Annotated in this window: 17 protein-coding genes and 3 riboswitches; of the genes, 12 read left to right on the top strand and 5 right to left on the bottom strand. The window is 73.3% G+C overall.

The window, feature by feature from the left end; translation table 11 throughout:
* Nucleotides 1-305: 305 nt before the first annotated feature.
* Nucleotides 306-1,397: a PP2C family protein-serine/threonine phosphatase gene (locus tag ACFYT9_RS18955; RefSeq protein WP_376596938.1), complete on the top strand. Its 1,092-nt coding sequence runs from the start codon at nucleotides 306-308 to the stop codon at nucleotides 1,395-1,397.
* Between the two features lie 63 nt (nucleotides 1,398-1,460).
* Here ACFYT9_RS18955 and ACFYT9_RS18950 read toward each other — a convergent pair whose 3' ends face one another.
* The 4 genes from ACFYT9_RS18950 to ACFYT9_RS18935 form a co-directional block, all read right to left on the bottom strand.
* The gene (locus tag ACFYT9_RS18950) at nucleotides 1,461-3,857 is read right to left on the bottom strand and encodes a SpoIIE family protein phosphatase (RefSeq protein ID WP_389165187.1); all 2,397 of its coding nucleotides are present in this window, start codon (nucleotides 3,855-3,857) and stop codon (nucleotides 1,461-1,463) included.
* Between the two features lie 290 nt (nucleotides 3,858-4,147).
* Nucleotides 4,148-5,317: a bifunctional 2-methylcitrate synthase/citrate synthase gene (locus tag ACFYT9_RS18945; protein ID WP_389165186.1), complete on the bottom strand. Its 1,170-nt coding sequence runs from the start codon at nucleotides 5,315-5,317 to the stop codon at nucleotides 4,148-4,150.
* A 19-nt stretch (nucleotides 5,318-5,336) separates the two neighbouring features.
* Nucleotides 5,337-6,242, bottom strand: a complete 906-nt coding sequence (prpB, locus tag ACFYT9_RS18940) for a methylisocitrate lyase (protein ID WP_389165184.1) — start codon at nucleotides 6,240-6,242, stop codon at nucleotides 5,337-5,339.
* A complete protein-coding gene (locus ACFYT9_RS18935; protein WP_389165181.1) occupies nucleotides 6,242-7,762 on the bottom strand; it encodes an MmgE/PrpD family protein in 1,521 nt (506 codons plus the stop codon). Before ACFYT9_RS18935 ends, prpB begins: the two co-directional genes overlap by 1 nt.
* A 182-nt stretch (nucleotides 7,763-7,944) precedes the next feature.
* Here ACFYT9_RS18935 and ACFYT9_RS18930 point away from each other — a divergent pair, with 182 nt between their 5' ends.
* The 6 genes from ACFYT9_RS18930 to ACFYT9_RS18905 all read left to right on the top strand — a co-directional run bounded on the left by ACFYT9_RS18930 (nucleotide 7,945) and on the right by ACFYT9_RS18905 (nucleotide 17,188).
* Nucleotides 7,945-9,378, top strand: a complete 1,434-nt coding sequence (locus tag ACFYT9_RS18930) for a short-chain fatty acyl-CoA regulator family protein (RefSeq protein ID WP_389165179.1) — start codon at nucleotides 7,945-7,947, stop codon at nucleotides 9,376-9,378.
* Between the two features lie 82 nt (nucleotides 9,379-9,460).
* Nucleotides 9,461-9,684, top strand: a riboswitch (cobalamin riboswitch).
* A 170-nt stretch (nucleotides 9,685-9,854) separates the two neighbouring features.
* Nucleotides 9,855-12,179, top strand: coding sequence for a 5-methyltetrahydropteroyltriglutamate--homocysteine S-methyltransferase (gene metE / locus ACFYT9_RS18925; RefSeq protein ID WP_389165177.1), 2,325 nt, complete (start codon nucleotides 9,855-9,857; stop codon nucleotides 12,177-12,179).
* 99 nt (nucleotides 12,180-12,278) lie between these two features.
* Nucleotides 12,279-12,605: a hypothetical protein gene (locus ACFYT9_RS18920; RefSeq protein ID WP_389165175.1), complete on the top strand. Its 327-nt coding sequence runs from the start codon at nucleotides 12,279-12,281 to the stop codon at nucleotides 12,603-12,605.
* A gap of 115 nt (nucleotides 12,606-12,720) precedes the next feature.
* Nucleotides 12,721-14,298, top strand: a complete 1,578-nt coding sequence (locus tag ACFYT9_RS18915) for a malate synthase A (protein ID WP_389165172.1) — start codon at nucleotides 12,721-12,723, stop codon at nucleotides 14,296-14,298.
* 65 nt (nucleotides 14,299-14,363) lie between these two features.
* The gene (gene folP, locus ACFYT9_RS18910) at nucleotides 14,364-15,161 is read left to right on the top strand and encodes a dihydropteroate synthase (protein ID WP_389165331.1); all 798 of its coding nucleotides are present in this window, start codon (nucleotides 14,364-14,366) and stop codon (nucleotides 15,159-15,161) included.
* Nucleotides 15,162-15,781: 620 nt separating this feature from the next.
* Entirely contained in the window at nucleotides 15,782-17,188 is a 1,407-nt protein-coding gene (locus tag ACFYT9_RS18905) for a short-chain fatty acyl-CoA regulator family protein (protein WP_387270386.1), read from the top strand.
* A gap of 3 nt (nucleotides 17,189-17,191) precedes the next feature.
* On the opposite strand, the gene ACFYT9_RS18900 is transcribed toward ACFYT9_RS18905, so the two are convergent.
* Entirely contained in the window at nucleotides 17,192-18,112 is a 921-nt protein-coding gene (locus ACFYT9_RS18900; RefSeq protein ID WP_389165169.1) for a cobalamin-binding protein, read from the bottom strand.
* Between the two features lie 46 nt (nucleotides 18,113-18,158).
* A riboswitch (cobalamin riboswitch) is annotated at nucleotides 18,159-18,343 on the top strand.
* Between the two features lie 212 nt (nucleotides 18,344-18,555).
* On the opposite strand from ACFYT9_RS18900, the gene ACFYT9_RS18895 reads away from it, so the two are divergent.
* The 5 genes from ACFYT9_RS18895 to ACFYT9_RS18875 are packed head-to-tail and all read left to right on the top strand — an operon-like array spanning nucleotide 18,556 to nucleotide 23,966.
* Nucleotides 18,556-20,055: a CoA-acylating methylmalonate-semialdehyde dehydrogenase gene (locus tag ACFYT9_RS18895; protein WP_387270384.1), complete on the top strand. Its 1,500-nt coding sequence runs from the start codon at nucleotides 18,556-18,558 to the stop codon at nucleotides 20,053-20,055.
* Nucleotides 20,056-20,060: 5 nt separating this feature from the next.
* On the top strand, nucleotides 20,061-21,203 hold the full coding sequence (locus ACFYT9_RS18890) for an acyl-CoA dehydrogenase family protein (protein WP_389165166.1): 1,143 nt from the start codon (nucleotides 20,061-20,063) through the stop codon (nucleotides 21,201-21,203).
* The gene (locus ACFYT9_RS18885) at nucleotides 21,200-22,285 is read left to right on the top strand and encodes an enoyl-CoA hydratase/isomerase family protein (protein ID WP_389165164.1); all 1,086 of its coding nucleotides are present in this window, start codon (nucleotides 21,200-21,202) and stop codon (nucleotides 22,283-22,285) included. The genes ACFYT9_RS18890 and ACFYT9_RS18885 overlap by 4 nt, the downstream gene beginning before the upstream one ends.
* A complete protein-coding gene (gene mmsB / locus ACFYT9_RS18880) occupies nucleotides 22,282-23,196 on the top strand; it encodes a 3-hydroxyisobutyrate dehydrogenase (RefSeq protein ID WP_389165161.1) in 915 nt (304 codons plus the stop codon). The genes ACFYT9_RS18885 and mmsB overlap by 4 nt, the downstream gene beginning before the upstream one ends.
* A complete protein-coding gene (locus tag ACFYT9_RS18875) occupies nucleotides 23,193-23,966 on the top strand; it encodes an enoyl-CoA hydratase (protein ID WP_389165159.1) in 774 nt (257 codons plus the stop codon). The genes mmsB and ACFYT9_RS18875 overlap by 4 nt, the downstream gene beginning before the upstream one ends.
* A gap of 99 nt (nucleotides 23,967-24,065) precedes the next feature.
* Nucleotides 24,066-24,215, top strand: a riboswitch (cobalamin riboswitch).
* Nucleotides 24,216-24,321 lie beyond the last annotated feature (106 nt).

Below are 24,321 nucleotides of genomic sequence, written 5' to 3'. Positions count from 1 at the left end.
CCTTCGGTCGGCGGTGTCCCGGTCCGGCCGACACGCCCAAGCCCCGCGGGCCCGTCACCGCACCGGAGCAGCCGGCGGGCCCGCTCCGAGGGGCACGGGACCGGCCCGTCACCGCACCGGAGCAGCCGGCGGGCCCGCTCCGAGGGGCACGGGACCGGTCCGCCGGCGGTCGGCCCGCCGGCCCGCCCGGGGAGATCGTCTTCCGCGACCTCGGTCCTTCCACGAGGGACGGTTTCCGGGTCTGTCACGGGCGGGGCAGCCTCGTCACGTCGCTGAGCGGGCTCCTCGCGGATACGCTGGGATTCATGATCGAGTCCGGACGGCCGCGGCTCCGTCGAAGCTACGGCTACGGCAGGCTCGTGCGGCTGTCGCCGGTGATTCTGACCGTCGTGATCGCCGGCCTGGCCTACGCCACTCCGCCGGAAATGGCCTTCAGCCGCCTCCTGCCGGCGGCACCGGCGCTGGCCGCCGCCATGTGGCCGGTCCTCCCGACGGTCCTCCTCGGGACCGTCTGCCTCCTCCTGATGATCGGTCTCAGCTTCGTCTTCCCCGATCTGGGGACGTGGTGGACGTGCGGCGGGATCGTCGCGGTCACCGTGGCCGCCGCGTACGGAAGCCATGTCCGGCTCAAACGGGAGCGCACCCTCTTCCAGGTCCGGCTCGTCGCCGACGCGGCCCAGCAGGTGGTGCTGCGGCCCCTGCCACACCGTTTCCGGAACGTCGAGATCGAATCGCTGTACCTCGCGGCCGCGGCGGAAGCCCGTATCGGAGGGGACTTCTACGAGGTGGTGGACACCCCCTACGGGGTACGGATGCTCATCGGCGACGTCCGGGGCAAGGGCCTGCCGGCCGTGGGGGCCGCCGCGGCGATCGTCAACGCCTTCCGGGAGTCGGCGCACGGCGAGGCGTCCCTGGCCGACGTCGCCCGCAGGCTCGACGCCAGTTGCGCCCGGCACAACGCCGATCATCCGCCCGAGGCCCCGATGGAGCGCTTCGCCACCGCACTGCTCGTCGAGGTCCCGCGGCGGGGCGGCCGGATCACCATCGTCAACTGCGGACATCCCCCGCCCATGATCCACACCCTGAAGGCCGTACGGATCCTCGAACCGTCCCTTCCGTCGCCGCTGCTCAGCCTCGCGGAGCTGATCGGCGGCGAGTACCGTGCGGACAGCTTCGAGTTCGCTCCCGGCGAGCTGCTCCTGCTCTACACGGACGGGATCGCCGAGACCCGTGCCCGGGACGGCGAGTTCTTCCCGTTGACGGCGTGGATGCGCCGGCAGCCCCCGACGCCTCCCCGTGATCTGCTCACGGCGCTGCACCACGACCTGCTCCGCCACAGCAGGGGCAGCCTCGACGACGACATCGCCGCGCTGGCCGTACGCCTGCACGCACGGTGAGAGCCGGCCCCACGGCGAGCGGGTCCCTACGGCGGCGGGCGAGGGCCGCACGGCGAGCGGTCGTCACGGCACGGGCAGGGCCTGTTCCGCCCAGATCGTCTTCCCCGTCGGCATGTAGCGCGTGCCCCAGTGCTCGGTGAGCTGGGCGACCATGAACAGGCCGCGTCCGCCCTCCTCGTCGTTGCCGGCGTAGCGCGCGTGCGGGGAGGTGTGCTGGGAGTCGGAGACCTCGCAGATGAGAGAGCGGTCCCGGATCAGGCGCAGTCCGATCGGGCCGGAGGAGTGGCGGATCGCGTTGGTGACCAGCTCGCTGACCACGAGTTCCGTGGTGAAGGCCAGGTCGTCCAGGCCCCACCGCCCGAGCTGCTCCGCGGCCATCGCACGCGCGCGGGCGACGAGCGCGGGGTCCGAGGGCAGCTCCCAGTCCGCCACCTGGCGTGCGTCCAGCGCGCGGGTGCGCACGACGAGCAGCGTCGCGTCGTCCCGTACCCGGTCCGTGACCAGCTCGGCGACGATCTGGGCGCACAGCGGGTCCGCCGACGATTCCCGCCGCTCCCCGAGGACGGCGGCCAGGCGGCCCAGTCCCACGCCGACGCCCTGCCCCCGGGCCTCCACGAGGCCGTCGGTGAAGAGCACGACCAGGCTTCCCGCGGGGAGCGCCACCTCGGCGCTCTCGTACGGGAGCCGTCCCACGCCCAGCGGAAGCCCCGGTGGCAGGGCGAGGAAGTCGGCGGCGCCGTGGGGCCGCACCACAGCCGGGGTCAGGTGTCCCGCCGCCGCCCAGGTGCTCGTCCGGGAAGCCGGATCGTAGATCCCGTAGACGCAGGTCGCTCCGACGGCGCCGCCGCCGTCCCGGCCTTGCGCGTGCTGGTCGGAGGCTTCCCTCCCGACCTGGTCGTTCAGGCGGGCCAGGAGTTCGTCGGGCGCGAGGTCGAGCTCCGCCAGGGTGCGCACCATCGCGCGCAGGCGCCCCATCGTGGCGGCGGCGCCCAGTCCATGGCCGACGACGTCCCCCACGACGAGACCGACCCGTGCGCCGGAGAGCGGGATGACGTCGAACCAGTCGCCGCCGGAGCCGAGGTGGCTGTCGGCGGGCAGGTAGCGGCTCGCCGTCTCGACCGCGCTCAGTTCGGGCAGCGATCGCGGCAGCAGACTGCGCTGGAGCATGAAGGCGGCGGTGCGCTCCCGGCGGTAGCGACGGGCGTTGTCGATGCACACGGCCGTGCGCGAGGCCAGCTCCCGGGCCGCCGCCCGGTCGCCGTCGTCGAAGGGTTCCGAGTCGTCGCCCCGTACGAAGGTGACGAGGCCCAGCGGCCTCCCCCGCATGGTCAGCGGGACGTACAGACGCGTCGGAGCGGCCTCGTCGTCCGCGGTCGTACGGCCCCCGGCCAGGCTCTCGGCCTGGGCCGATCCGGCGTCGTACGCGACCCGCTCGCCCCTACGTGAGGGTTCTCCCCCGGAATCGGCCACCCGTACGAGGTCCCCCGCCGTGCCGGGCTCCGGCTCCTCCCCCGCGAGCACCTCCGCCGCCACGTCGACCAGCACGGCGTCGGCGTACCGCGGCACGGTGGTCCTGGCGAGTTCCGCCGCCGTCCCCGACGGGTCGAGCGACGCGCCGATCCGTGCGCCGGCCTCCGCGAGGAGCGCGAGCCGCTGCTGCGCGCGGTAGTGGTCGGTGACGTCGATGGACTGCTCGCACACCCCCACCGGTTCTCCCCGGCCGTCGAGGAGCCGGAAATAGGACGAGGACCAGACGCGCTCACGGCGCGGGTCGGCCGGGGAGCGGCCGCGGAAGTGCACGTCGATGACCGGCTCACCGGTGTCGAGGATCTGCTGGACGAACTCCGCCGGATCCACCAGATGCTGGTCGGTGAGGACGTCGCCGGGAAAGAGTTCGGTCATGGACCGGCCCAGTGACGCCGCAAGGTCGCCGCCGAGTTCCCGGACGCTGGAGGCGTTGGCCCACAGGAGGCGCGCGCCGGGGCCGTAGATGGTCAGTGTCACCGGCGACTGGGTCACGAGCCCCTGCAGCATCGCCTGCCGGGTCTCCCACCAGCGCAGTTCCTCCAGCTCGGCGGCCATGAGGACGGCGGAGGGGCTCCGGCCGGCGGAGTCCCCCTCGGCTCGGGGGCTCAGGGGACGCAGGGTGACCGCCAGACGCACGGTGTGTCCGGCGCGGTGGCGTGCGTCCACGACGGCACTGCGGGTCCCGTCGAACCGCGGCCCGTTCTCCGGCCGCCGCTCCTCGGATCCGGCGCGATCGGAGGGCGGGGTCACGAGCAGCTCGGCCGCCCGGCGTCCCACCACCTGCGCGGCGGGATACCCCAGGAGGGCCTCGGCCTCACGGCTCCACCCCACGAGCACCCCGTCCGCGGCGAGCAGGGCGAACGCGGCCGGGGGCGGTCCGAGCCGCGCGCCGTCGTCCGCCCCGGCCGGAGGGGTGAAAGGTAGCCCTTCCATGGTCCCATCATCCTTCCGGGCGGTCCTGGCCGCAGAGCGCTCGGACCGCTCCGGACGGCCACGGGGCGCCACGGGGGGCCGACGGGCGAGACCGGTACCGCGGCGCCTTGGCTGAGGACCGGGCGGAGCCGTGGTGCGGCCGGCCCGGGAAGGCCCGGCCCGGGCGAACCAGCCCGCGAGACACCGGCCCGAGCGAGACCGGCCCGCGCGAGACCGGCCCGGGAGGGAACGCCGCCGGCTCCGGCTGATGACAGCGGCCGGTGCCGGCGTCCGGTGGATCCGCTCCCCGCTCAGGAACCGGCCGTGCGGGTGGCCGCCTCCGGGTGGTCGGCTCCGGGGAGCGGGCGCTGGGCGGGGCCGTTGTAGGCGCCGAGCGGACGGATCAGGGCGTTGTGTTCGAGCTGTTCGGTGATGTGGGCCGTCCAGCCGGTGATGCGGCTCATCACGAAGATCGGCGTGAACGTCGGGATGTCGAAGCCCATGAGGTGGTAGGCGAGTCCGGCGGGGTAGTCCAGGTTCGGGTGGATGCCCTTGCGGCTGATCATGGCGTGGCGGAGGGCCGCGTGCAGGGTGGCCAGGCGGGTGACGTCCGGTCCCGCCGTGTGGGCGACGAGGCGGTCGGTGGCTTCCTGCATGATCGGGACGCGGGAGTCGCCGTGCTTGTAGACGCGGTGGCCGAAGCCCATGATCTTGCGCTTGGAGGCCAGGGCCTCGTCCAGCCACTCCGCTGCCCGGTCCGGGTCGCCGATCTCGTTCAGCATGTGCATCACGGCCTCGTTGGCGCCCCCGTGGAGGGGGCCCTTGAGGGCGCCGATGGCCGCGGTGACGGCGCTGTAGAGGTCGGAGAGCGTGGAGGTGACGACGCGGGCGGTGAAGGTGGAGGCGTTGAAGCTGTGCTCGGCGTAGAGGATCAGGGAGATCTCGAAGCAGCGAACCACCGCCGGTGCGGGGATCTCGCCGAAGCACATGTGGAAGAAGTTCTCGGCGTAGCCGAGGGACGGGTCGGGCCGGACGGGGGCGAGCCCGCGCCGGCGGCGGTGGTCGGCCGCCACGACGACGGGGAGCTTCGCGAGCAGGGAGAGGGACTTGGCGCGGTTGGCCGCGGTGCTGCCGTCGTCCTCGGTGGGGTCCTCGGAGCCGAAGAAACTGACGGCGGTGCGCAGCACGTCCATCGGGTGGCAGGTGTCCGGGAGGCGGGAGAGCACCTCGGAGGTGGTGCGGTCCAGGGGGCGCAGGGCGCGTTCCTTTGCCTGGAACTCGCGGAGCTGGTCGGCGTCGGGGAGTTCGCCGTTCCACAGGAGGTAGGCGACCTCCTCGAAGGAGCAGCGGGCGGCGAGGTCCTGGACGGGATAGCCGCGGTAGGTGAGGGAGTTGGTCGCCTCGATGACGGTGGAGATGGCGGTGGTGTCGACGACGACACCGGAGAGACCCCGGTGGATCTCGGGAGCGGTGGCGGTCATGGCGGGCCTCCGGTGAGGGTCAGTTGCCGGGGGGAAGGGTGAAGTCGAAGACGGCCGAGTCGAAGGTGCTGTACTCCTCGTAGCCGAGGACCTCGTAGAGCCGGGAGCGGGTCTGCATGCGGGGGAGCAGGGACTCCTGGGTGCCCTCGGCAGCCAGGGTGCGCAGGCCGTCCTCGATCGCGCCCATGGCGAGGCGGAAGAAGGTGACGGGGTAGAGCGCGATGTTGTAGCCGAGGTTCTCCAGGGTGGCCGTGTCCAGGAGGGGGGTCTTGCCGAACTCGGTGAGGTTCGCGAGCAGGGGTACGTCGACGGCCTTGCGGAACGCCTCGTACTCGGAGAGGTCGGCGAGGGCCTCGGGGAAGATCGCGTCCGCGCCGGCGTCGACATAGGCCTTGGCCCGGTCGATCGCCGCGTCGAGTCCTTCGACCGAGCGGGCGTCGGTGCGCGCCATGACGAGGAAGTCGGGGTCGCGGCGGGCGTCGACGACGGAGCGGAGGCGGCGGGTCATCTCGTCGCGCGGGACGACGGTCTTGCCGTCGAGGTGGCCGCAGCGCTTGGGGTTGACCTGGTCCTCCAGGTGGAGTCCGGCGAGTCCCGCGTCCTCCAGGAGCTGGAGGGTGCGGGCGGCGTTCATCGGCTCGCCGAATCCGGTGTCGGCGTCGATGAGGACCGGGAGGTCGGTGACGCGGGTGACCTGCTGGGCGCGGGCGGCGATCTCGGTGGAGGTGGTCAGGCCGATGTCGGGCAGGCCGAGGTCGGCGGCGAGGACGGCGCCGGAGAGGTAGGCGGCCTCGAATCCGTTCTCCTGGATGAGCCGGGCCGAGTACGGGTTGATCGCACCGGGGATCCTCAGCAGCCTTCCGGTGGCGAGCTGTTCGCGCAGACGGCGTCGCCGGGCCGCGGGGGTGGTGTGGGTGTGCAGCATCAGAACAGGCCCTTCGGGAGGGTGGCGTCGTGGGCGGCGACGGCCCCGGTGTCGACGGCCGGGAAGAGGTCCGCCAGTTCGTCCGCGCCGAGCTCCGCGAGGCGGTCGGCGGCCCGCAGGAAGGCGTCCTGGGCCTCGGGGGTCACGATGCCCTCGGTCAGGGTGCGGAACTTGCCCTCGTAGCCGGCCCGGGCGAAGGGGCGCGCTCCGGCGGGGTGGGCGTCGGCGACGGCGAGTTCGTCCTCGACGACGGTGCCGTCGTCGAGGGTGACGACGGCCCGGCCGCCGAAGGCCCGGCGCTGCGGGTCGGGGTCGTGGTAGCGGGCGGTCCACGCGGGGTCCTCGACGGTGCTGATCTTCTGCCACAGCTCGACGGTGGCGGGCCGCTGGGCGCGCTCGGGGGCGTAGGAGCGCTCGTGGTGCCAGCCGCCGTCCTCCAGGGCGACGGCGAGGATGTACGGGATGGAGTGGTCGAGGGTCTCGCGGCTGGCGGTCGGGTCGTACTTCTGCGGGTCGCCGGAGCCGGAGCCGATCACGTGGTGGGTGTGGTGGCTGGTGTGCAGGACGACGGAGCGGACCTTCTCCAGCGGGCCCGTCTTCTCGCGGAGTCCGCGGGCGAGGTCGATGATCGCCTGGGCCTGGTACTCGGCGGAGTGCTCCTTGGTGTACGTGTCCAGGATCGCGCGGCGGGCCTCGCCGGGCTCGGGCAGCGACACCGTGTAGGAGGCGCCGGGGCCGTCCAGCATCCAGGCGAGGAAGCCGTCCTCGCCCTCGTAGATCGGGGAAGGGGAGCCCTCTCCGCGCATCGCCCGGTCGACGGCCTCGATCGCGACCTTGCCCGCGAAGGCGGGTGCGAACGCCTTCCAGCTGGAGATCTCGCCCTTGCGGGACTGCCGGGTCGCGGTGGTGGTGTGCACGGCCTGCTGGATCGCCTGGTAGACCGTCTCGGTTTCGAGGCGGAGCATCGCGCCGAGGCCGCCCGCGGTCGCGGCGCTGAGGTGGGCGACGTGGTCGATGCGGTGGGCGTGCAGGCAGATGCCCTTGACGAGGGCGACGTGGATCTCGTAGGCGGCGGTGATGCCGCGCAGGAGGTCGGCGCCGGTGCGGCCGGTCCGCTGGGCCACGGCGAGCAGGGGCGGGATGTTGTCGCCCGGGTGGGAGTAGTCGGCGGCCAGGTACGTGTCGTGGAAGTCCAGCTCGCGCACCGCGGTGCCGTTCGCCCAGGCCGCCCACTCGGGCGACACCCGGGTGCCGGGCTCGGCCCCGAAGACGGACGCGCCGCCGGCGCTCGGGTGGCCCAGGGCCTGGGCGCGGGCGACGGCCACCGGACGGCGGCGCAGGGAGGCGACGGCGACCGAGGCGTTGTCGATGATCCGGTTGATCACCATCTCCGATGCCTCGGGGTCGAGGTCGGGTGCCTCCTGGGTGCCGGTGGCGACGACGGCCAGCTTCCAGGCGAGCTGCTCCTCTCGGGACAGTCGGTCGGCGCTGGGGTGGACGCGTACCTGGTGGTCGATCACGGGACTCCTCGCGGCGTGCGGCGGATGCGTCGTACGCCGCCGAGTCTTCCCCCGGGGCGGGCCGGAGGCGACGGTGCCACCTTGCGTAATCCGTCCCTGCGCGAGGTGCGAAACTGCGAATTTTGCGAAATCTGCGGATGGTAAATTCGCACCCAAGGGTGAGCAGAGGAGTCGTGATCGACATGGGACGGTCGCCCGGGCGGAAGATCTACGCCCACGCGAAACTGCGCAGGCTGCGCCGTGAGCGGGGGATGAACCAGGTCGAACTGGCCCGCGCCCTGGGCCTGTCCACCAGTTACCTCAACCAGATCGAGCACAACCAGCGCCCGCTCACCGCCCCGGTGCTCCTGCGCATCGCGGAGGTGTTTGGCGTCGATGCGGAATTCTTCTCCGAGGCGGGCGAGGAGCGGCTCGCGACCGACCTGCGGGCGGCCCTCGGGGACGAGGCATGCGGTCCCGTCCCCGTCCCGTCGGCGGAGATCGCGGACGTGGCCCGCGATCACCCGGAGGTCGCCAGGGCCCTCGTCGCGCTGCACCAGCGGTACCGGGGCGCCTCGGAGCGCGTCGCCGCCCTGGCCTCCCCCGGCGAGACCGCCGGCCTGCTGCCCGCCGAACCCCACGACGAGGTGCGCGACTTCTTCTACGCCCACCACAACCATGTCGCGGCCCTGGAGACGGAGGCCGAACGCACCGCGGAGGCGCTGGATCTGGGCCGGGTCGGGCGCGCCGCGGACACGCTCGCCGCCCACCTGACCGCACGGCACGGGGTCAAGGTGCTCCCGGCCGGGGCGGAACGCTCGGCCGACGTCCGCCGCTTCGACCCCGACAACGGGCTGCTCCTGCTGTCCCCGTGGCTCAGCGAGGGGCAACGGGCCTTCCAACTGGCCACGCAGCTGGCGTTCCTGGAGCACGGGCCGCTGCTCGACGCCCTGGTGGCGACGGCGGAGCCGGCCACCCCGCAGGCCGAGAGTCTGGCCCGGATCGGCCTCGCCAACTACTTCGCCGGCGCGGTCCTCATGCCCTACACCGCCTTCCACGCGGCGGCCGAGAAGGTCCGCTACGACATCGAACTCCTCCAGGCGCTCTTCGGCGTGAGCTTCGAGACCGTGTGCCACCGCCTGAGCACCCTGCAGCGCACCGGCCGCCGAGGCGTCCCGTTCTCCTTCCTCCGCGCCGACCGCGCGGGGAACATCTCGAAACGGCAGTCCGCCACCGACTTCCACTTCTCCCGCCTCGGCGGCACCTGCCCCCTGTGGACCGTCTACGAGGCCTTCTCCGCCCCCGGCCGGATCCTCACCCAGGTCGCCGAGATGCCGGACGGCAAGCGGTACTTCTGGATCGCCCGCACCGTGACCCGGGGCGGCTTCGGCCACCACGCGCCGCGTGCCGAGTTCGCCGTCGCCCTCGGCTGCGAACTCCGCCACGCGAGCCGTCTCGTGTACGCCGAGGGCATCGCCCTGGACGACCCCCGCGCGGCCACCCCGATCGGCCTCGGCTGCCGGATCTGCGAACGGCAGGACTGCGCCCAGCGGGCCAGACCCCCGGCCGGCGGCAGCCTCTCCGTCGACCCCGACCGGCGCACCCATGTGCCGTATCCGGTGGTCGTCGAGGAGTGAGACGGACCCTCCACGACAGAGGAATGTCTCATTCCACCGTCCAAATGGCGGATAACCCTCGCCGCTCGGCGATTGCGCCCTCTACTCTGGCCGAGCAGCTGGTTCGCCCCGTCCGCCAGACGGGATGCGTCGTAAGAGGGAACCCGGTGGAAATCCGGGACTGCCCCGCAGCGGTGAGCGGGAACGACCGCCGTCATACGCACTGGGATTGTGAGGTCCTGGGAAGCGACGGCCACTAGGTGCCTGCCTCGGAAGAGGCCGGCGTGCCCGCGAGTCCGAAGACCTGCCCGCTGTCCGTGCACGGACGTATTCCGCGCACGCATCCACCGGTGACCTCGTGGGCGGGTCGGCGTAGACAGCGAACGGCCGTCGTGATGTTTTTTCACGGCGAGGTCCGTGCGCTCCCTCGTCACCTTCGCGTCCGCGTCCCGTCACCGGGACGTCGATCTGGGCACAACTCGCGAAGGAGAGTCTCCGTGACCACGAAGTCCGCAGCCGCGGCAGCACAGGCCACCGTCTACGGCTACCCCCGCCAGGGTCAGAACCGTGAACTGAAGAAGGCGATCGAGGGCTACTGGAAGGGCCGCGTCTCCGCCGACGCCCTCCGCGCCACCGCCGCCGACCTGCGCCGTTCGAACCGGCAGCAGCTGGCCGACGCCGGCATCACCGAAGTGCCCACCGGCGACTTCTCCTACTACGACCACGTCCTCGACACCTCCGTGATGGTCGGCGCCATCCCCGAGCGCCACCGCGAGGCGGTCGCCGCCGACGCCCTGGACGGCTACTTCGCCATGGCGCGCGGCACCCAGGACGTGGCGCCGCTGGAGATGACCAAGTGGTTCGACACCAACTACCACTACCTCGTCCCCGAGCTGGGCCCTGACACGGTCTTCACCGCCGACTCCGCCAAGCAGGTCGCCGAGCTGAAGGAGGCCCTCGCCGAGGGCCGCACCGCCCGCCCGGTCCTCGTCGGCCCGGTCACCTACCTGCTGCTCGCCAAGCCCGCCCCCGGTGTCGACGCCGACTTCGAGCCGATCACCCTGCTCGACCGGCTGCTCCCCGTCTACGCCGAGGTCCTCGCCGACCTGCGCGCCGCCGGCGCCGAGTGGGTCCAGATCGACGAGCCCGCGCTCGTCCAGGACCGCACCCCGGCCGAGCTCGACGCCGCCGCCCGCGCCTACCGCGAGCTCGGCGGCGCCGCCGACCGGCCCAAGCTCCTGGTCGCCTCCTACTTCGACCGCCTCGGCGACGCCCTCCAGGTCCTCGCCGCCGCCCCGGTCGACGGCCTCGCGCTCGACTTCACCGACTCCGCCGCCGCCAACCTCGACGCCCTCGCCGCCGTCGGCGGCCTGCCCGGCAAGCGGCTCGTCGCCGGTGTCGTCAACGGCCGCAACATCTGGATCAACGACTACCAGAAGTCGCTGGCCACCCTCGGCACCCTGCTCGGCCTGGCCGACCGGGTCGACGTGGCGGCGTCCTCCTCGCTGCTCCACGTCCCCCTCGACGCCTCCGCCGAGACCGACATCGATCCCGAGGTCCGGCGCTGGCTCGCCTTCGCCCGCCAGAAGGCCGCCGAGATCGCCACCCTCGCCCGCGGCCTCTCCGAGGGCACCGAGGCCATCGCCGACGCACTGGCCGCCAACCGCGCCGACCTCGCCTCCCGCGCCGGCTCCGCCCTCACCCACGACCCGGCCGTCCGTGCCCGCACCGCGGCCATCACCGAGGCCGACGGCCGCCGCTCGCAGCCGTACGCCCGGCGCACGGTGGCCCAGCGCGCCCACCTGGGCCTGCCGGTGCTCCCGACCACCACGATCGGTTCCTTCCCGCAGACCGACGAGCTGCGCGTCGCCCGCGCCGACCTGCGCGCCGGCCGGATCGACACGGCCGGTTACGACGAGCGGATCGAGAACGAGATCCGCGAGGTCATCGCCTTCCAGGAGAAGACCGGCATCGACGTCCTCGTGCACGGCGAGCCCGAGCGCAACGACATGGTGCAGTACTTCGCCGAGCAGCTGGACGGCTACCTCGCCACCCAGCACGGCTGGGTCCAGTCGTACGGCACCCGCTACGTCCGCCCGCCGGTCCTCGCCGGCGACATCTCCCGCCCCACCCCGATGACCGTGCGCTGGACGACCTACGCCCAGGCGCAGACGGCCAAGCCGGTCAAGGGCATGCTGACCGGTCCGGTCACCATGCTCGCCTGGTCCTTCGTCCGTGACGACCAGCCGCTCGGCGAGACCGCCCGCCAGGTCGCCCTCGCCCTGCGCGACGAGGTGAACGACCTGGAGGCCGCGGGCACTTCGGTCATCCAGGTCGACGAGCCCGCGCTGCGCGAGACCCTGCCCCTGCGGGCCGAGGACCACGCCGCGTACCTCGACTGGGCCACCGAGTCGTTCCGCCTCTCCACCAGCGGGGTCCGGCCGGACACCCAGATCCACACCCACATGTGCTACGCCGAGTTCGGTGACATCGTCCAGGCCATCGACGACCTCGACGCCGACGTCATCAGCCTGGAGGCCACCCGCTCGCACATGCAGGTCGCCGGAGAGCTGGCGGAGCACGGCTACCCTCGCGAGGCCGGCCCGGGCGTCTGGGACATCCACTCCCCGCGCGTCCCCAGCGCGGAGGAGGCCGCCAAGCTGCTCCGTACCGGCCTGGAGGCCATCCCCGCCGAGCGGCTGTGGGTCAACCCCGACTGCGGTCTGAAGACCCGCGGCTGGACCGAGACCCGGGCCTCTCTGGAGAACCTGGTCGCCGCGGCCCGCACGGTCCGCTCGGAGCTGACGGCCGACAACGGCTGACGCCCCTGGCCCGGGCCGGACAGCACGCTGTCCGGCCCGGGCCGAGGAGACGACAGCCCCTGAGCGGCGTGCGGACGACCCGGTGACGGAAGGTCGCGGATGGCGAAGAGCAATCCCCGTCAGATCATGCTCGACGGGCGGCCCATGGTGGTTCTGACCACGAAGGAGTACGCCGCCCTCGTCGCCGCACGCCGCCAGGCGGGCGGCCTCGCCGCCCGGCTGCGCGTGGTCGGCGACACCCTCAGGGACACGATCGACTTCCTCTCCGCCCTGATCGCCGCGCTCGAGTCCGAGGCCGCCGGCGGATCCGGCGGCCGGTCCGGCGCCACCGGACAGCCCCTGCCCGCCCTCCTCGCCTCGGCGCCGGCCTTCCTCCGCCACGCCTCGGGGATCGTCGGCGGGCCCCGTACGCCCCCGTCCCGCTAGGGCCGGACCCGACGGGAATGGTCAGACAGGCCCTGGAGCGGCAAGCACCTCCGGTACGGCGACGGGGCCGACGGCCCGAGGTCCGTGCACGCAGCCCCCTTCGGAGACACACAGCATGCCCACCCACACACCGACGCCCCGCGTCACGGTCACCGGCCCTCCGGGCGACCGCCACGACGAGATCCTCACGCCCGAGGCTCTGGAGTTCCTCGCCCGGCTCGACCATGCGTTCGCCCGCCGCCGCCGGGAGCTGCTGACGGCGCGCCGCGATCGCGCGGACCGCCTGGCCTCGGGATCGCCGCTGGACTTCCCCCGCGCCACCTCCGCGGTCCGGGACGACCCCCACTGGCGCGTCACCCCGCCCGCGCCGGGGCTGGCCGACCGGCGCGTCGAGATCGTCTCGGCGCCGACGCCTCACGCGGCGGCCGAAGCCCTCGCGTCCGGCGCCCGGGTCTGGACGGCGGACTTCGAGGACACCGCCGGCGCTCCCTGGGCGAACGTCGTGGGCGGCCAGCTGGTCCTGCTCGACACCGGCGCCCGGCCGGGTGACGGGCACGGCGCCGGCGGCGGCCTCCCGTCCGTCGTGGTCCGTCCCCGCGGCTGGCACCTCGAAGAGGAACACCTCACGGTCGACGGCCGCCCCCTGTCGGCCTCCCTGGTCGACTTCGGCCTGTACTTCTTCCACCACTCCCGCCGGCGGACCCCCGCCGGAGCCGGGCACCACGTCCACCTCTCGCTGCCCAAGCTGGAGAACCGGTACGAGGCCCGGCTGTGGAACGACGTGTTCCTCCTCGCCCAGGACCTCCTGGGCGTCCCGCTCGGCACCGTGAGGGCCGCCGCCGTCATCGGGACGGTCACCGCCGCGTTCGAGATGGAGGAGATCCTCTACGAACTCCGCGAGCACAGCGCGGGGCTCGGCGCCGACCGCTCGGGCTATCTGTTCAGTCTGATCAGGACCTTCGGCCACCGGGCCAGGTTCCTGCTGCCCGATCGCGCGGACCTCGCCCTGACCGCGCCCTTCCTGCGGGCCTACGACGAGCTCCTCGTCCGTACCTGTCACCGCCGCGGGGCACACGCGATCGGCGGGCCCACCACGCGTCCCCCGGTCCCGGGGAGCTCCCCCGGCACCGCCGACCGGACCCGCGTGCGGGCCGAGAAGGAGCACGAGGCACGGATCGGCTTCGACGGGTCCTCGGTGGCGGATCCCGGCCTGGTGCCGCTCTGCGCGGAGGTGTTCGACCGCCACCTCACCGGCCGTCCCCACCAGATCCACCGCACCCTCGACTCCGTCCGGGTGCGCGCCGACGACCTGCTCACCCTGCACCGCACCGCGCCTGTGCCGGAGACCGCGCGGATGAGCGCGGACGTGGCCGTCGCGCTGAGGTACTTCGACGCCTGGCTGAGGGGGACCGGTACGGTCGCGCCCGACGCGGTCCTGGCCGACGCCGCCGGTGCGGAGCTCGCGCGTGCCCGGCTCTGGCAGTGGCTCCGGCAACGGCTCGTGCCCCAGGAGCGGTTGTTCGGCCTGATCGCCGCCGAGGCCGCCGCTCTCACCGCGGAGCGGCCGGACGCCCTCGCCGCGGAGGCCCGCGAACTCCTCGAACGGTCCCTGGTCTCCCGCGAGCTGCCGGCCTTCTTCGCGGGCGAGGCCCTCCGGCCCCGGGTCGCCCGGCGGACCGGGGTTCCGTCGTGACCGTCCAGGGCCGTCCCGGGCGCGGCTCGGTGGCCGGTCTGCCCGGATGGGACCGGTGCGCGGTCATGGGCGTGGTGAACGTGACGCCCGACTCCTTCTCCGACGGCGGCCGGTGGTTCGATCCGGCCACGGCGGTCAAGCACGGTCTGGATCTCGTGGCCGAGGGCGCCGACCTCGTCGACGTGGGCGGCGAGTCCACCCGTCCCGGCGCCACGCGCGTCGACGAGGAGGAGGAACTGCGCCGCGTCGTCCCCGTCGTACGGGAACTGGCCGCCGAGGGCGTCCTGGTCTCGGTCGACACGATGCGCGCCTCCGTCGCGGCGCGCGCGGTCGAGGCGGGTGCCGCCCTCGTCAACGACGTCAGCGGAGGTCTCGCCGATCCGGCCATGCTCCCCGCCGTGGCGGCCTGCGGTGTCCCGTTCGTCGTGATGCACTGGCGCGGCTTCAGCCACGACATGGCGAGCAGGGCCGTGTACGGGAACGTGGTGCGGGAGGTCGTCGACGAGCTCGCGGCGCGCGTCGAGGCGGTCGTCGCCGCGGGGATCGGTCCGGAGCGGCTCGTCCTCGATCCGGGGCTCGGCTTCGCGAAGCGGCCGGAGCACGATCTCGCTCTGCTCGGCGGCTTCGCCGAGCTGCGCGCGCTGGGCCTCCCCGTCCTGGTGGCCGGCTCACGGAAGAGGTTCCTGGGGCACGTCCTCGCGGACGCGGACGGCACACCGCCTCCCGCCCACGCGAGGGACGCCGCGACCGCCGCCGTGTCCGCGATCGCGGCCTACGAGGGGGCGTGGGCCGTGCGGGTCCACGACGTCGGCGCGACGGCGGACGCCGTCCGGGTCGCCGGGGCGGTCTCGTCGGCCGGCTGACGAGACACGGGGCCGGTTCCGCCCTCCCCGCGAGGGGCGTGGCGTCGCGACGGGAACGCGGAGAGGGGTGCGGTGGCACCACTCCACCGCACCCCTTCCTCCACATGCCGCCGGGCCCCTCAGCCCGACGGCGGAACCGGGCCCTCAGCCCCGGTCGTCGATGGGGAGCCGCTCTCCGCGCGCGTCCGTCGCCCGACGCCGCTCCGGCTCCCGCGCCGCCCGGCCGTTCTCTCCGCGGCCGTGGCGGTCCCGCCACCTGAATCGTGTGAGATGCCAACGCTCCCGCCGGACAACAGGAGCCGATGGCACCATGTGCCTCGACAGAGGGATCGCAGCCGCCGGACCCACGGAAGGGGATCGGAGCAATCGCGCGGTCGACCGACTGGAACTGCCGGGATCTCCGACGTCAGGGCACTCGTCGTGCCCTGATCGTTCTCCTCGGTCGCCGGGGTCCGGCGGCCACAGCTCCACTCTGGCACTGGCACCCAGTGCCAGCAAGGAGCGAGGACCGCCAAGTTCTGCGAATCTTCCGATCTCGATCTGCGAAGGTTGCGAAGCTTGGCAACGGCGGATTCGCGCGTACGCTGAGGGCCGGTCGAGCGAACGGCGGAGGAGTACGGGTGGCCAAGACGTACGCGGGGGCGCGCCTGCGCCGGCTGCGCGAGGAACGGCGGATGAGCCAGGCCGAGCTGGCCCGGGTCCTCGGGATCTCGCCGAGCTACCTGAACCAGATGGAACACGACTCACGCCCTCTGACCGTGCCGGTGCTGCTGCGCCTGACCGAGGCGTTCGGCGTCGATCCCGGGTTCTTCTCCGAGCGCGACACCAGCCGGCTCGTGGCCGACCTGCGCGAGGCCCTGGCCGGTGAGGTCGCCTCCGCCCGGGTCTCGGCCTCGGACCTGGCCGAGCTGGCGCAGCGGATGCCGGCCGTCGCCTCCGTCCTCGTCGACCTCGGCCGCCGGAGCCAGCAGCTCGCCGAGCGGCTCGCCGACGCGGCCGACGGCCGGGACGACTCGGGTGCCGCCGCGCCGCGCTCCCCGCACGAGGAGATCCGGGAGTTCTTCTACCGGCGGCAGAACTACCTCCACGACAGCGACCTCGCCGCCGAGAAGCTGGCCCGCGAGATCGGCATCCGCCCCGGGGACGTGCTCCAGAACCTCGCCCGGCGGCTCGACGAGCGGCACCGGATCCGGCTCGCCGCCGACTCCGACCGGCTGCATCACTACGACGCGGCGAGCCGGGTGCTGCACCTCTCCGGGCGGCTGCGGCCGGGCCAGCAGGCCTTCCGGATGGCCACCCAGCTCGCCCTGCTGGAGTACGACGACGAGCTGGACCGGCTCGCCACCGAGGACTTCGAGCCCGGCTCCCCCGCCCATCGCCTCGCCCGCATCGGCATCGCCAACTACTTCGCCGCCGCCCTGATCCTCCCCTACGGCGCCTTCCACACGGCCGCCGAGGAGGTCCGCTACGACATCGAGCGGCTCACCGACCGTTTCGGGCTCGGCTACGAGACGGTCTGCCACCGTCTGAGCACCCTGCAGCGCCCCCGGCTGCGCGGGGTGCCCTTCTCCTTCGTCCGCGTCGACCGGGCCGGCAACATGTCGAAGCGCCAGTCCGCCACCGGTTTCCACTTCTCCCGCGCCGGCGGCACCTGCCCCCTGTGGAACGTGTACGAGGCATTCGCCGCGCCCGGCCGCATCCACGTCCAGATCGCGGCGATGCCCGACGGGCAGCGGTACCTGTGGACCGCCCGGGCCGTCACCCGGCACCGCGGCGGCTGGGGCGAACCGGGCAAGACCTTCGCGATCGGCCTGGGCTGCGAACTCCGCCACGCCCACCGGCTCGTGTACTCCGACGGCCTCGACCTCGACAACACCTCGGCCGCCACCCCGATCGGCATGGGCTGCCGGCTCTGCGAACGCCTCGACTGTCCCCAGCGCGCCGTCCCGCCCCTCGGCCGGACGCTGGCCGTCGACGAGAGCAGCAGCACCTTCGTCCCGTACCCGGTGGCCCGCGACCAGAGGTAGGCGTCAGGTCCGGGGCAGCCGCCGCGCCTCCGCCTCGGTGACGGGCTCCCCCACCCGTACGCCGTGCAGCACGTGGGCGAGGACCTCCGCGCCCCGGACGACGCGAGGTCCCGGCCGGTTGAAGTAGGCGGGCCCGTCCAGGACCCACACCTCGCCCGAGCGGACGGCGGGAAGGTCCGCCCAGCCGGGCAGCGCCGTGAGCAGGTCGAGCTCGGTCAGGGTCCGTTCGGGAGGGAACCCGCACGGCAGCAGCAGAAGGACGTCCGGGCGGGCCGCCCGGACCGCTTCCCACGTCATCGGCGCGGTGTGCTCCCCGGGGGCGGCGAGCAGCGCCTCGCCGCCCGCGCGGGCGATCTGCTCCGGCACCCAGTGCCCGGCGGGCCAGAGCGGGTCGAGCCACTCGACGGCCACGACCCGCGGGCGCGGCCGGGCCGCCGTGGCCGACCGGACCTCGTCGAGCCGGCCGCGCCACTCCGCCCGCCGGCGCTCGGCCGCCTCGCGGACGCCCAGGAGCTCGCCCACCGTGACGAGACAGTCGAGGACGTCGTCCAGGGTGCGGGGCTCCAGGCTCAGGACGCGGGGGCCGGCGTCCAGGAGTCGCGCCGCGCGGGAGACCGGCTCGTAGGACACGGCGCAGACCCGGCAGAGGTCCTGGGTGAGCAGGACGTCCGGAGCGAGCGCGGCGAGGGCTTCCGTGTCCAGGGTGTAGAGCGAGGACCCGCGGTGCTCCGCGCCGCCCACCGCGGCCGAGATCTCCCGGCTGCTGAGCGAGTTCGCGTCGAATTCGGCCCGCGTGACGACGGGTACGGAGGCGACCTCGGCGGGCGGCCAGTCGCATTCGTGGGTGCGTCCGACCAGGTGGGAGGCGAGTCCGAGGTCGGCCACGATGTCCGTGGCCGCCGGCAGCAGGGAGACGATGCGCATGCGCCGACTGTAGGCGCGCGGGTGACGGCCCTGGACTTACTAGGACGTCCAACTATATCTTCGGGGCACAAGGTCCGCGGTGCAGGGAAGCCGGTGTGAGTCCGGCACGGTCCCGCCACTGTGACCGGGGAGTGTGCTGCCATCCACACGCCACTGACCGATCGGTCGGGAAGGCGGGCGGCACGCGGAGATCCGGGAGTCAGGATACCGGCCGCGGACGTTCCGTGTTGTCCACGAGGATGGAGCAGACACGCATGGCACCGGTTGGTACCCACGACCCTGGTGATCCGGCGGAGCGGACGGCGTCTCCCGCGTCCACCTAGCTCTGCGACGGTCCCGCGCCGTCGCTGTCCCGAGGCATGCCCTTCGCTCCGCGCCCCACCCGGCGCGTGCGGCGGTGTGCCGCGCCATCCCCGGATCCCACCTGACGAGAGCAGGCATCCATGGTCCGTGAACTCACCCATTTCATCGGCGGAAAGCACGTCACCGGCACGTCGGGCCTGTACGCCGACGTGTACGACCCGAACACCGGCGCCGTCCAGGCCCGCGTCCCGCTGGCCGGGCGCGCCGACACCGAGCACGCCCTCTCCGACGCCGTCGAGGCCCAGCGCGAGTGGGGCGAGTGGAACCCCCAGAAGCGCGCCCGGGTTCTCCTGCGCTTCCTCCAGCTCGTCGAGGGCGAGCGGGAGAACCTCGCCCGGCTGCTCTCCGCCGAGCACGGCAAGACCGTGGCGGACGCCCATGGCGACCTCCAACGCGGCCTGGAGGTGGTGGAGTTCGCGGCCGGCATCCCCCACCTGCTCAAGGGGGAGTTCACCGACAACGCGGGCACCGGGATCGACGTGCACTCGCTGCGCGTCCCGCTGGGCGTCGTCGCGGGCATCACGCCCTTCAACTTCCCGGCCATGATTCCGCTGTGGCAGGCGGCCCCCGCACTGGCCTGCGGGAACGCCTTCATCCTCAAGCCGTCCGAGCGCGACCCCTCCGTACCGCTCCGCCTCGCCGAACTCTTCCTGGAGGCAGGGCTTCCGGCGGGCGTGCTGAACGTGGTGAACGGCGGCAAGGAGGCCGTCGACACCCTCCTCGAGGACCCGCGCGTGCAGGCCCTCGGCTTCGTCGGCTCCACTCCCATCGCGGCGCACATCTACGCCACCGCGGCCGCCCACGGCAAGCGCGCCCAGTGCTTCGGCGGCGCCAAGAACCACATGATCGTCATGCCCGACGCCGACCTCGACCAGGCCGTCGACGCCCTCGTCGGGGCCGGCTACGGCTCGGCCGGCGAGCGCTGCATGGCCATCTCCGTGGCCGTGCCTGTCGGCGAGGAGACCGCGGACCGCCTCGTCGCCGCGCTGAAGGAGCGCATCGCCGGCCTCAGGATCGGCAGGTCGGACGACCCCGAGGCCGACTTCGGTCCCCTGGTCAGCCGGGACGCGCTCGACCGGGTGCGCCGGTACGTCGACATCGGCGTCGGCGAGGGAGCCGAACTGGTCGTCGACGGACGCGGGTTCGCCCTCGCCGGGCACGAGGACGGCTTCTTCGCCGGCGCCTCCCTCTTCGACCGCGTCACCCCGCGGATGCGGGTCTACCAGGAGGAGATCTTCGGCCCGGTCCTCTCCGTCGTCCGGGCCGCCGACTTCGACGAGGCGCTGCGGCTGCCCAGCGAGCACCCGTACGGCAACGGCGTGGCGATCTTCACCCGGGACGGGGACACCGCCCGCGAGTTCACCCGCCGGGTCAACACCGGCATGGTCGGCGTGAACGTGCCGATCCCCGTGCCGGTGGCCTACCACACGTTCGGTGGCTGGAAGCGTTCCGGCTTCGGCGACCTGAACCAGCACGGACCGGACTCGATCCGCTTCTACACCCGCACCAAGACCGTCACCTCGCGCTGGCCCTCGGGGGTCAAGGAGGGTGCGAGCTTCACGATCCCGACGATGGGGTGAGCGCGATGAGCACCATGACCGAGGACCAGCTGGCGCTGGCCGAGGTGACCCTCGACTTCGCGCAGGAGCAGCTGGCCCCCCACGCGGTCTCCTGGGACCAGGACAAGCACTTCCCCGTCGACGTGATCCGCCGGGCCGCGGAGCTCGGACTCGGCGGGGTGTACGTCGGTGAGGAGCACGGCGGTTCGGCCCTGAGCCGCAGTGACGGCGTCGTCGTCTTCGAGACGCTGGCCACCGGCTGCCCGTCCATCGCCGCGTACCTCTCCATCCACAACATGGTCGGCTGGATGATCGACCGGTACGGCGACGCCGCCCAGCGCGCGCGCTGGCTGCCGGACCTGTGTTCCGCGGCCGTCCTGGGCAGTTACTGCCTGACCGAGCCGGGCGCCGGCTCCGACGCCGCCGCCCTGAGCACCCGCGCCGAGCGGCAGGGCGACCACTACGTCCTGTCCGGGGTGAAGCAGTTCATCTCCGGGGCGGGCGCCGCCGGGGTGTACGTCGTGATGGCCAGGACGGGCGCACCCGGCCCGGGCGGGATCTCCGCCTTCGTCGTCGAGCGTGACGATCCCGGGGTGTCCTTCGGGCCCAACGAGCGGAAGATGGGCTGGAACGCCCAGCCCACCCGCCAGGTCGTCCTCGACGGCGTACGGATCCCCCGCGACCGGCGGCTCGGCGCGGAGGGCGACGGATTCCGCATCGCGATGAGCGGCCTGAACGGCGGCCGCCTGGGCATCGCCGCCTGCTCGCTGGGCGGTGCGCAGAGCGCGCTGGACCGGAGCCTGGTCCATCTCGCCGGCCGCGAGGCCTTCGGGGCGCGGCTCCTGGACGCCCAGGCGCTCCAGTTCCGGCTGGCCGACATGGCCACCGAACTCGCCGCGGCCCGCGCGCTGGTGCGGGAGGCCGCACGGGCGCTGGACGCCGGTGACCCGCCGGCCCCCCGCCTGTGCGCGATGGCCAAGCGTTTCGCGACCGACACCGGCTACACGGTGGCCGACGCGGCCCTCCAGCTCCACGGCGGCTACGGCTACCTGAGCGAGTACGGCATCGAGAAGATCGTCCGCGACCTGCGGGTCCATCAGATCCTGGAAGGCACCAACGAGGTCATGCGCGTGATCGTCGCGCGCGGACTCACGGAGAACCTGCGATGACCCACGAGACCCCGCCCGTACACGACCACGTCCTTCTCCGCACCGAGGGCCGTGCCGGGTACGTCACCCTCAACCGTCCCAAGGCGCTCAACGCCCTCACCCACCCCATGGTGCTCCGGATCGAGGAGGCCCTGACCGCGTGGGCCGACGACCCCCGCGTCGAGGTCGTCGTCATCGACGGCGCCGGCGACCGCGGCCTGTGCGCCGGGGGCGACATCCGCGCCATCCACGAGGACGCCAGGACCGGCGGCACCGCCTCGGCGGACTTCTGGCGCGACGAGTACCGGCTCAACGCGCTCATCGCCCGCTACCCCAAGCCCTACGTCGCCCTCATGGACGGCATCGTGATGGGCGGGGGCGTCGGAGTCTCCGCCCACGGCAGCGTACGGATCGTCACCGAGCGGTCCCGGGTCGCCATGCCCGAGACGGGCATCGGTTTCGTCCCCGATGTCGGCGGCACCTATCTGCTGGCCCTGGCCCCCGGCGAGCTGGGCACCCATCTCGCCCTCACCGGGGCGCCCGTCGGAGCCGCCGACGCGCTGCTGTGCGGCCTCGCCGACCACTTCGTCCCGGCCGCGGCCCTGCCGGACCTGGCCGGCGAACTGGCGACCGATCCGGTCCGCGCCGTACTGGAGCGCCATGTGACCCAGCCGCCGCCCGGCGAGCTGGACGCGGCGCGCGACTGGATCGACCGCTGCTACGCCGCCGGCACGGCCGAGGAGATCGTGTCGCGGCTCCGGAAGGCGGGCCGGCCGGAGGCGACGCGGGCGGCCGACACCCTCCTCACCAAGTCGCCCACGGCGGTGAAGGTCACGCTGTCCGCGCTGCGCCGGGCGCGGCGGCTCGGTCCGCTGGAGCGGGTGCTGGCGCAGGAGTACCGCGTCTCGTGCGCGGCCCTGTCCTCGGCCGATCTGGTGGAGGGCATCCGCGCCCAGGTCGTCGACAAGGACAGGAACCCGCGCTGGAGCCCCGCCACTCTGGAGGAGGTCGAACCAGCCGTGGTGGACGGTTACTTCGCGCCGCTCGACGCGGACGAGCCGATGCTCGCCGCGAACCCTTCGGACCAGGAGGTCGTCTGGTGAGCACCACCCTCGCGTTCATCGGTCTCGGACACATGGGCGGCCCGATGGCCGCCAACCTGGCCAAGGCGGGGCATCGTGTCCTCGGTTTCGACCTGGTGCCCGAGCTGGTCGCCGCCGCGGCCGCCGCCGGCGTCGAGCCCGCGGCATCGGCGGTCTCGGCCGCGGCGGAGGCCGACGTGGTCGTCACCATGCTGCCGGCGGGCCGTCACGTCCTGTCCCTCTACGGGGAGCAGGGGCTGCTGGCCGCGGCCCGCCCCGGGACGCTGTTCGTCGACTGCTCCACCATCGACGTGGCGGACGCCCGTGCCGCGCACGAGGCGGTGGTGGCGGCCGGTCACCGGGGGCTCGACGCCCCCGTGTCGGGCGGTGTCGTGGGGGCGGAGGCGGCGACGCTCACCTTCATGGCCGGCGGTGGCGCGGAGGAGTTCGCCGCCGCCGAGCCGCTGCTCGGCGCCATGGGCAGGAAGGTCGTGCACTGCGGCGGGCCGGGGGCCGGACAGGCAGCGAAGATCTGCAACAACCTCATCCTCGCGGTGTCGATGATCGGTGTCAGCGAGGCGTTCGTCCTCGCCGAGAGCCTCGGCCTCGACCACCAGGCCCTCTACGACGTCGCCTCCACGGCCTCGGGCCAGTGCTGGGCGCTGACCGTCAACTGCCCTGTCCCCGGGCCGGTCCCCACCAGCCCCGCCAACCGCGCGTACCGGCCCGGGTTCGCCGCCCCGCTGATGGCGAAGGACCTCGGCCTCGCCGCCAACGCCCTGCGCGCGGGAGGCGTGGACGCGCCGCTCGCGCTCAAGGCGGCGGCCATGTACACCGCGTTCGCCGAGGGCGCGGGCGCGGAACTGGACTTCTCGGCCATCGTCCGCACCCTGCGGCCGGTGGAAGCCGACCCGAACGGAGCCTCCGCGTGACCTACGAGACGATCCTGCTGGAACGGAAGGGCCGCGTCGCCCTCCTCACCCTCAACCGGCCCGAGGCCCTGAACGCGCTGAACCTCCGGCTCATGACCGAGGTCGTGGCCGCCACGGAGGAGCTGGACCGGGACCCCGAGGTCGGCTGCATCGTGATCACGGGCTCGGCCAGGGCCTTCGCCGCGGGCGCGGACATCAAGGAGATGCGGCCGCGGAGCTACATGGACATGTACCTCTCGGACTGGTTCACCGCGTGGGACCGCGTCGGGCAGCTCCGCACCCCCACCGTCGCGGCGGTGGCCGGCTACGCCCTGGGCGGAGGCTGCGAGCTGGCCATGCTGTGCGACGTCCTCCTCGCCGCCGACACGGCGAAGTTCGGCCAGCCCGAGATCAAGCTCGGCGTGATCCCCGGGATCGGCGGCTCCCAGCGCCTCACCCGGGCGGTCGGCAAGGCGAAGGCCATGGAGCTGTGTCTGACCGGCCGCACCATGGACGCGGAGGAGGCCGAGCGGGCCGGTCTCGTCTCCCGGATCGTCCCCGCCGCCGATCTGCTCGCCGAGGCCCTCACCGTGGCCACCGCCATCGCGGACATGTCCAAGCCCGTCGCCATGATGGCCAAGGAGGCCGTCAACCGCTCCTTCGAGACCACGCTCACCGAAGGCGTGCGGTTCGAACGGCGCCTCTTCCACGCCGTGTTCGCCACCGCCGACCAGAAGGAGGGCATGTCGGCCTTCGTGGACAAACGCGCACCCCGCTTCGACCACACCTGAGCACTCCCCTCGCCTCGGGTCGTGGTGGCAGGCGTCCCGAGGCGCCGGATGTGGCGTGCACCGCATCTGACCAGGCTGGAAACCCTCGTACGAAGATGCATAGGATGCGCCCGTTCCGCCTGTGGCGGAGGACAACTGAATGCCCGCCAATCAGGGGAAAGCCGGTGCAAATCCGGCACTGACCTGCAACCGTGAGCGTCGCGTCCCGCGCCGCGAGTCGGATCACCCGTTGGAGGGCCTCCTGCTTCTCACTGCCATGGTCTGCGGTGACGGAGCCCGGGCGACGACTGTCCGGAACCGGCCGCACGCGAGAGCGAGCGCGCGGGTTCCCGCCGTCGCGGCCTTCCGGGGCCCG

The sequence above is a fragment of the Streptomyces sp. NPDC004435 genome (assembly GCF_042873895.1).
Classification (GTDB): domain Bacteria; phylum Actinomycetota; class Actinomycetes; order Streptomycetales; family Streptomycetaceae; genus Streptomyces.
This window is presented reverse-complemented; position numbering and strand designations above follow the sequence as displayed.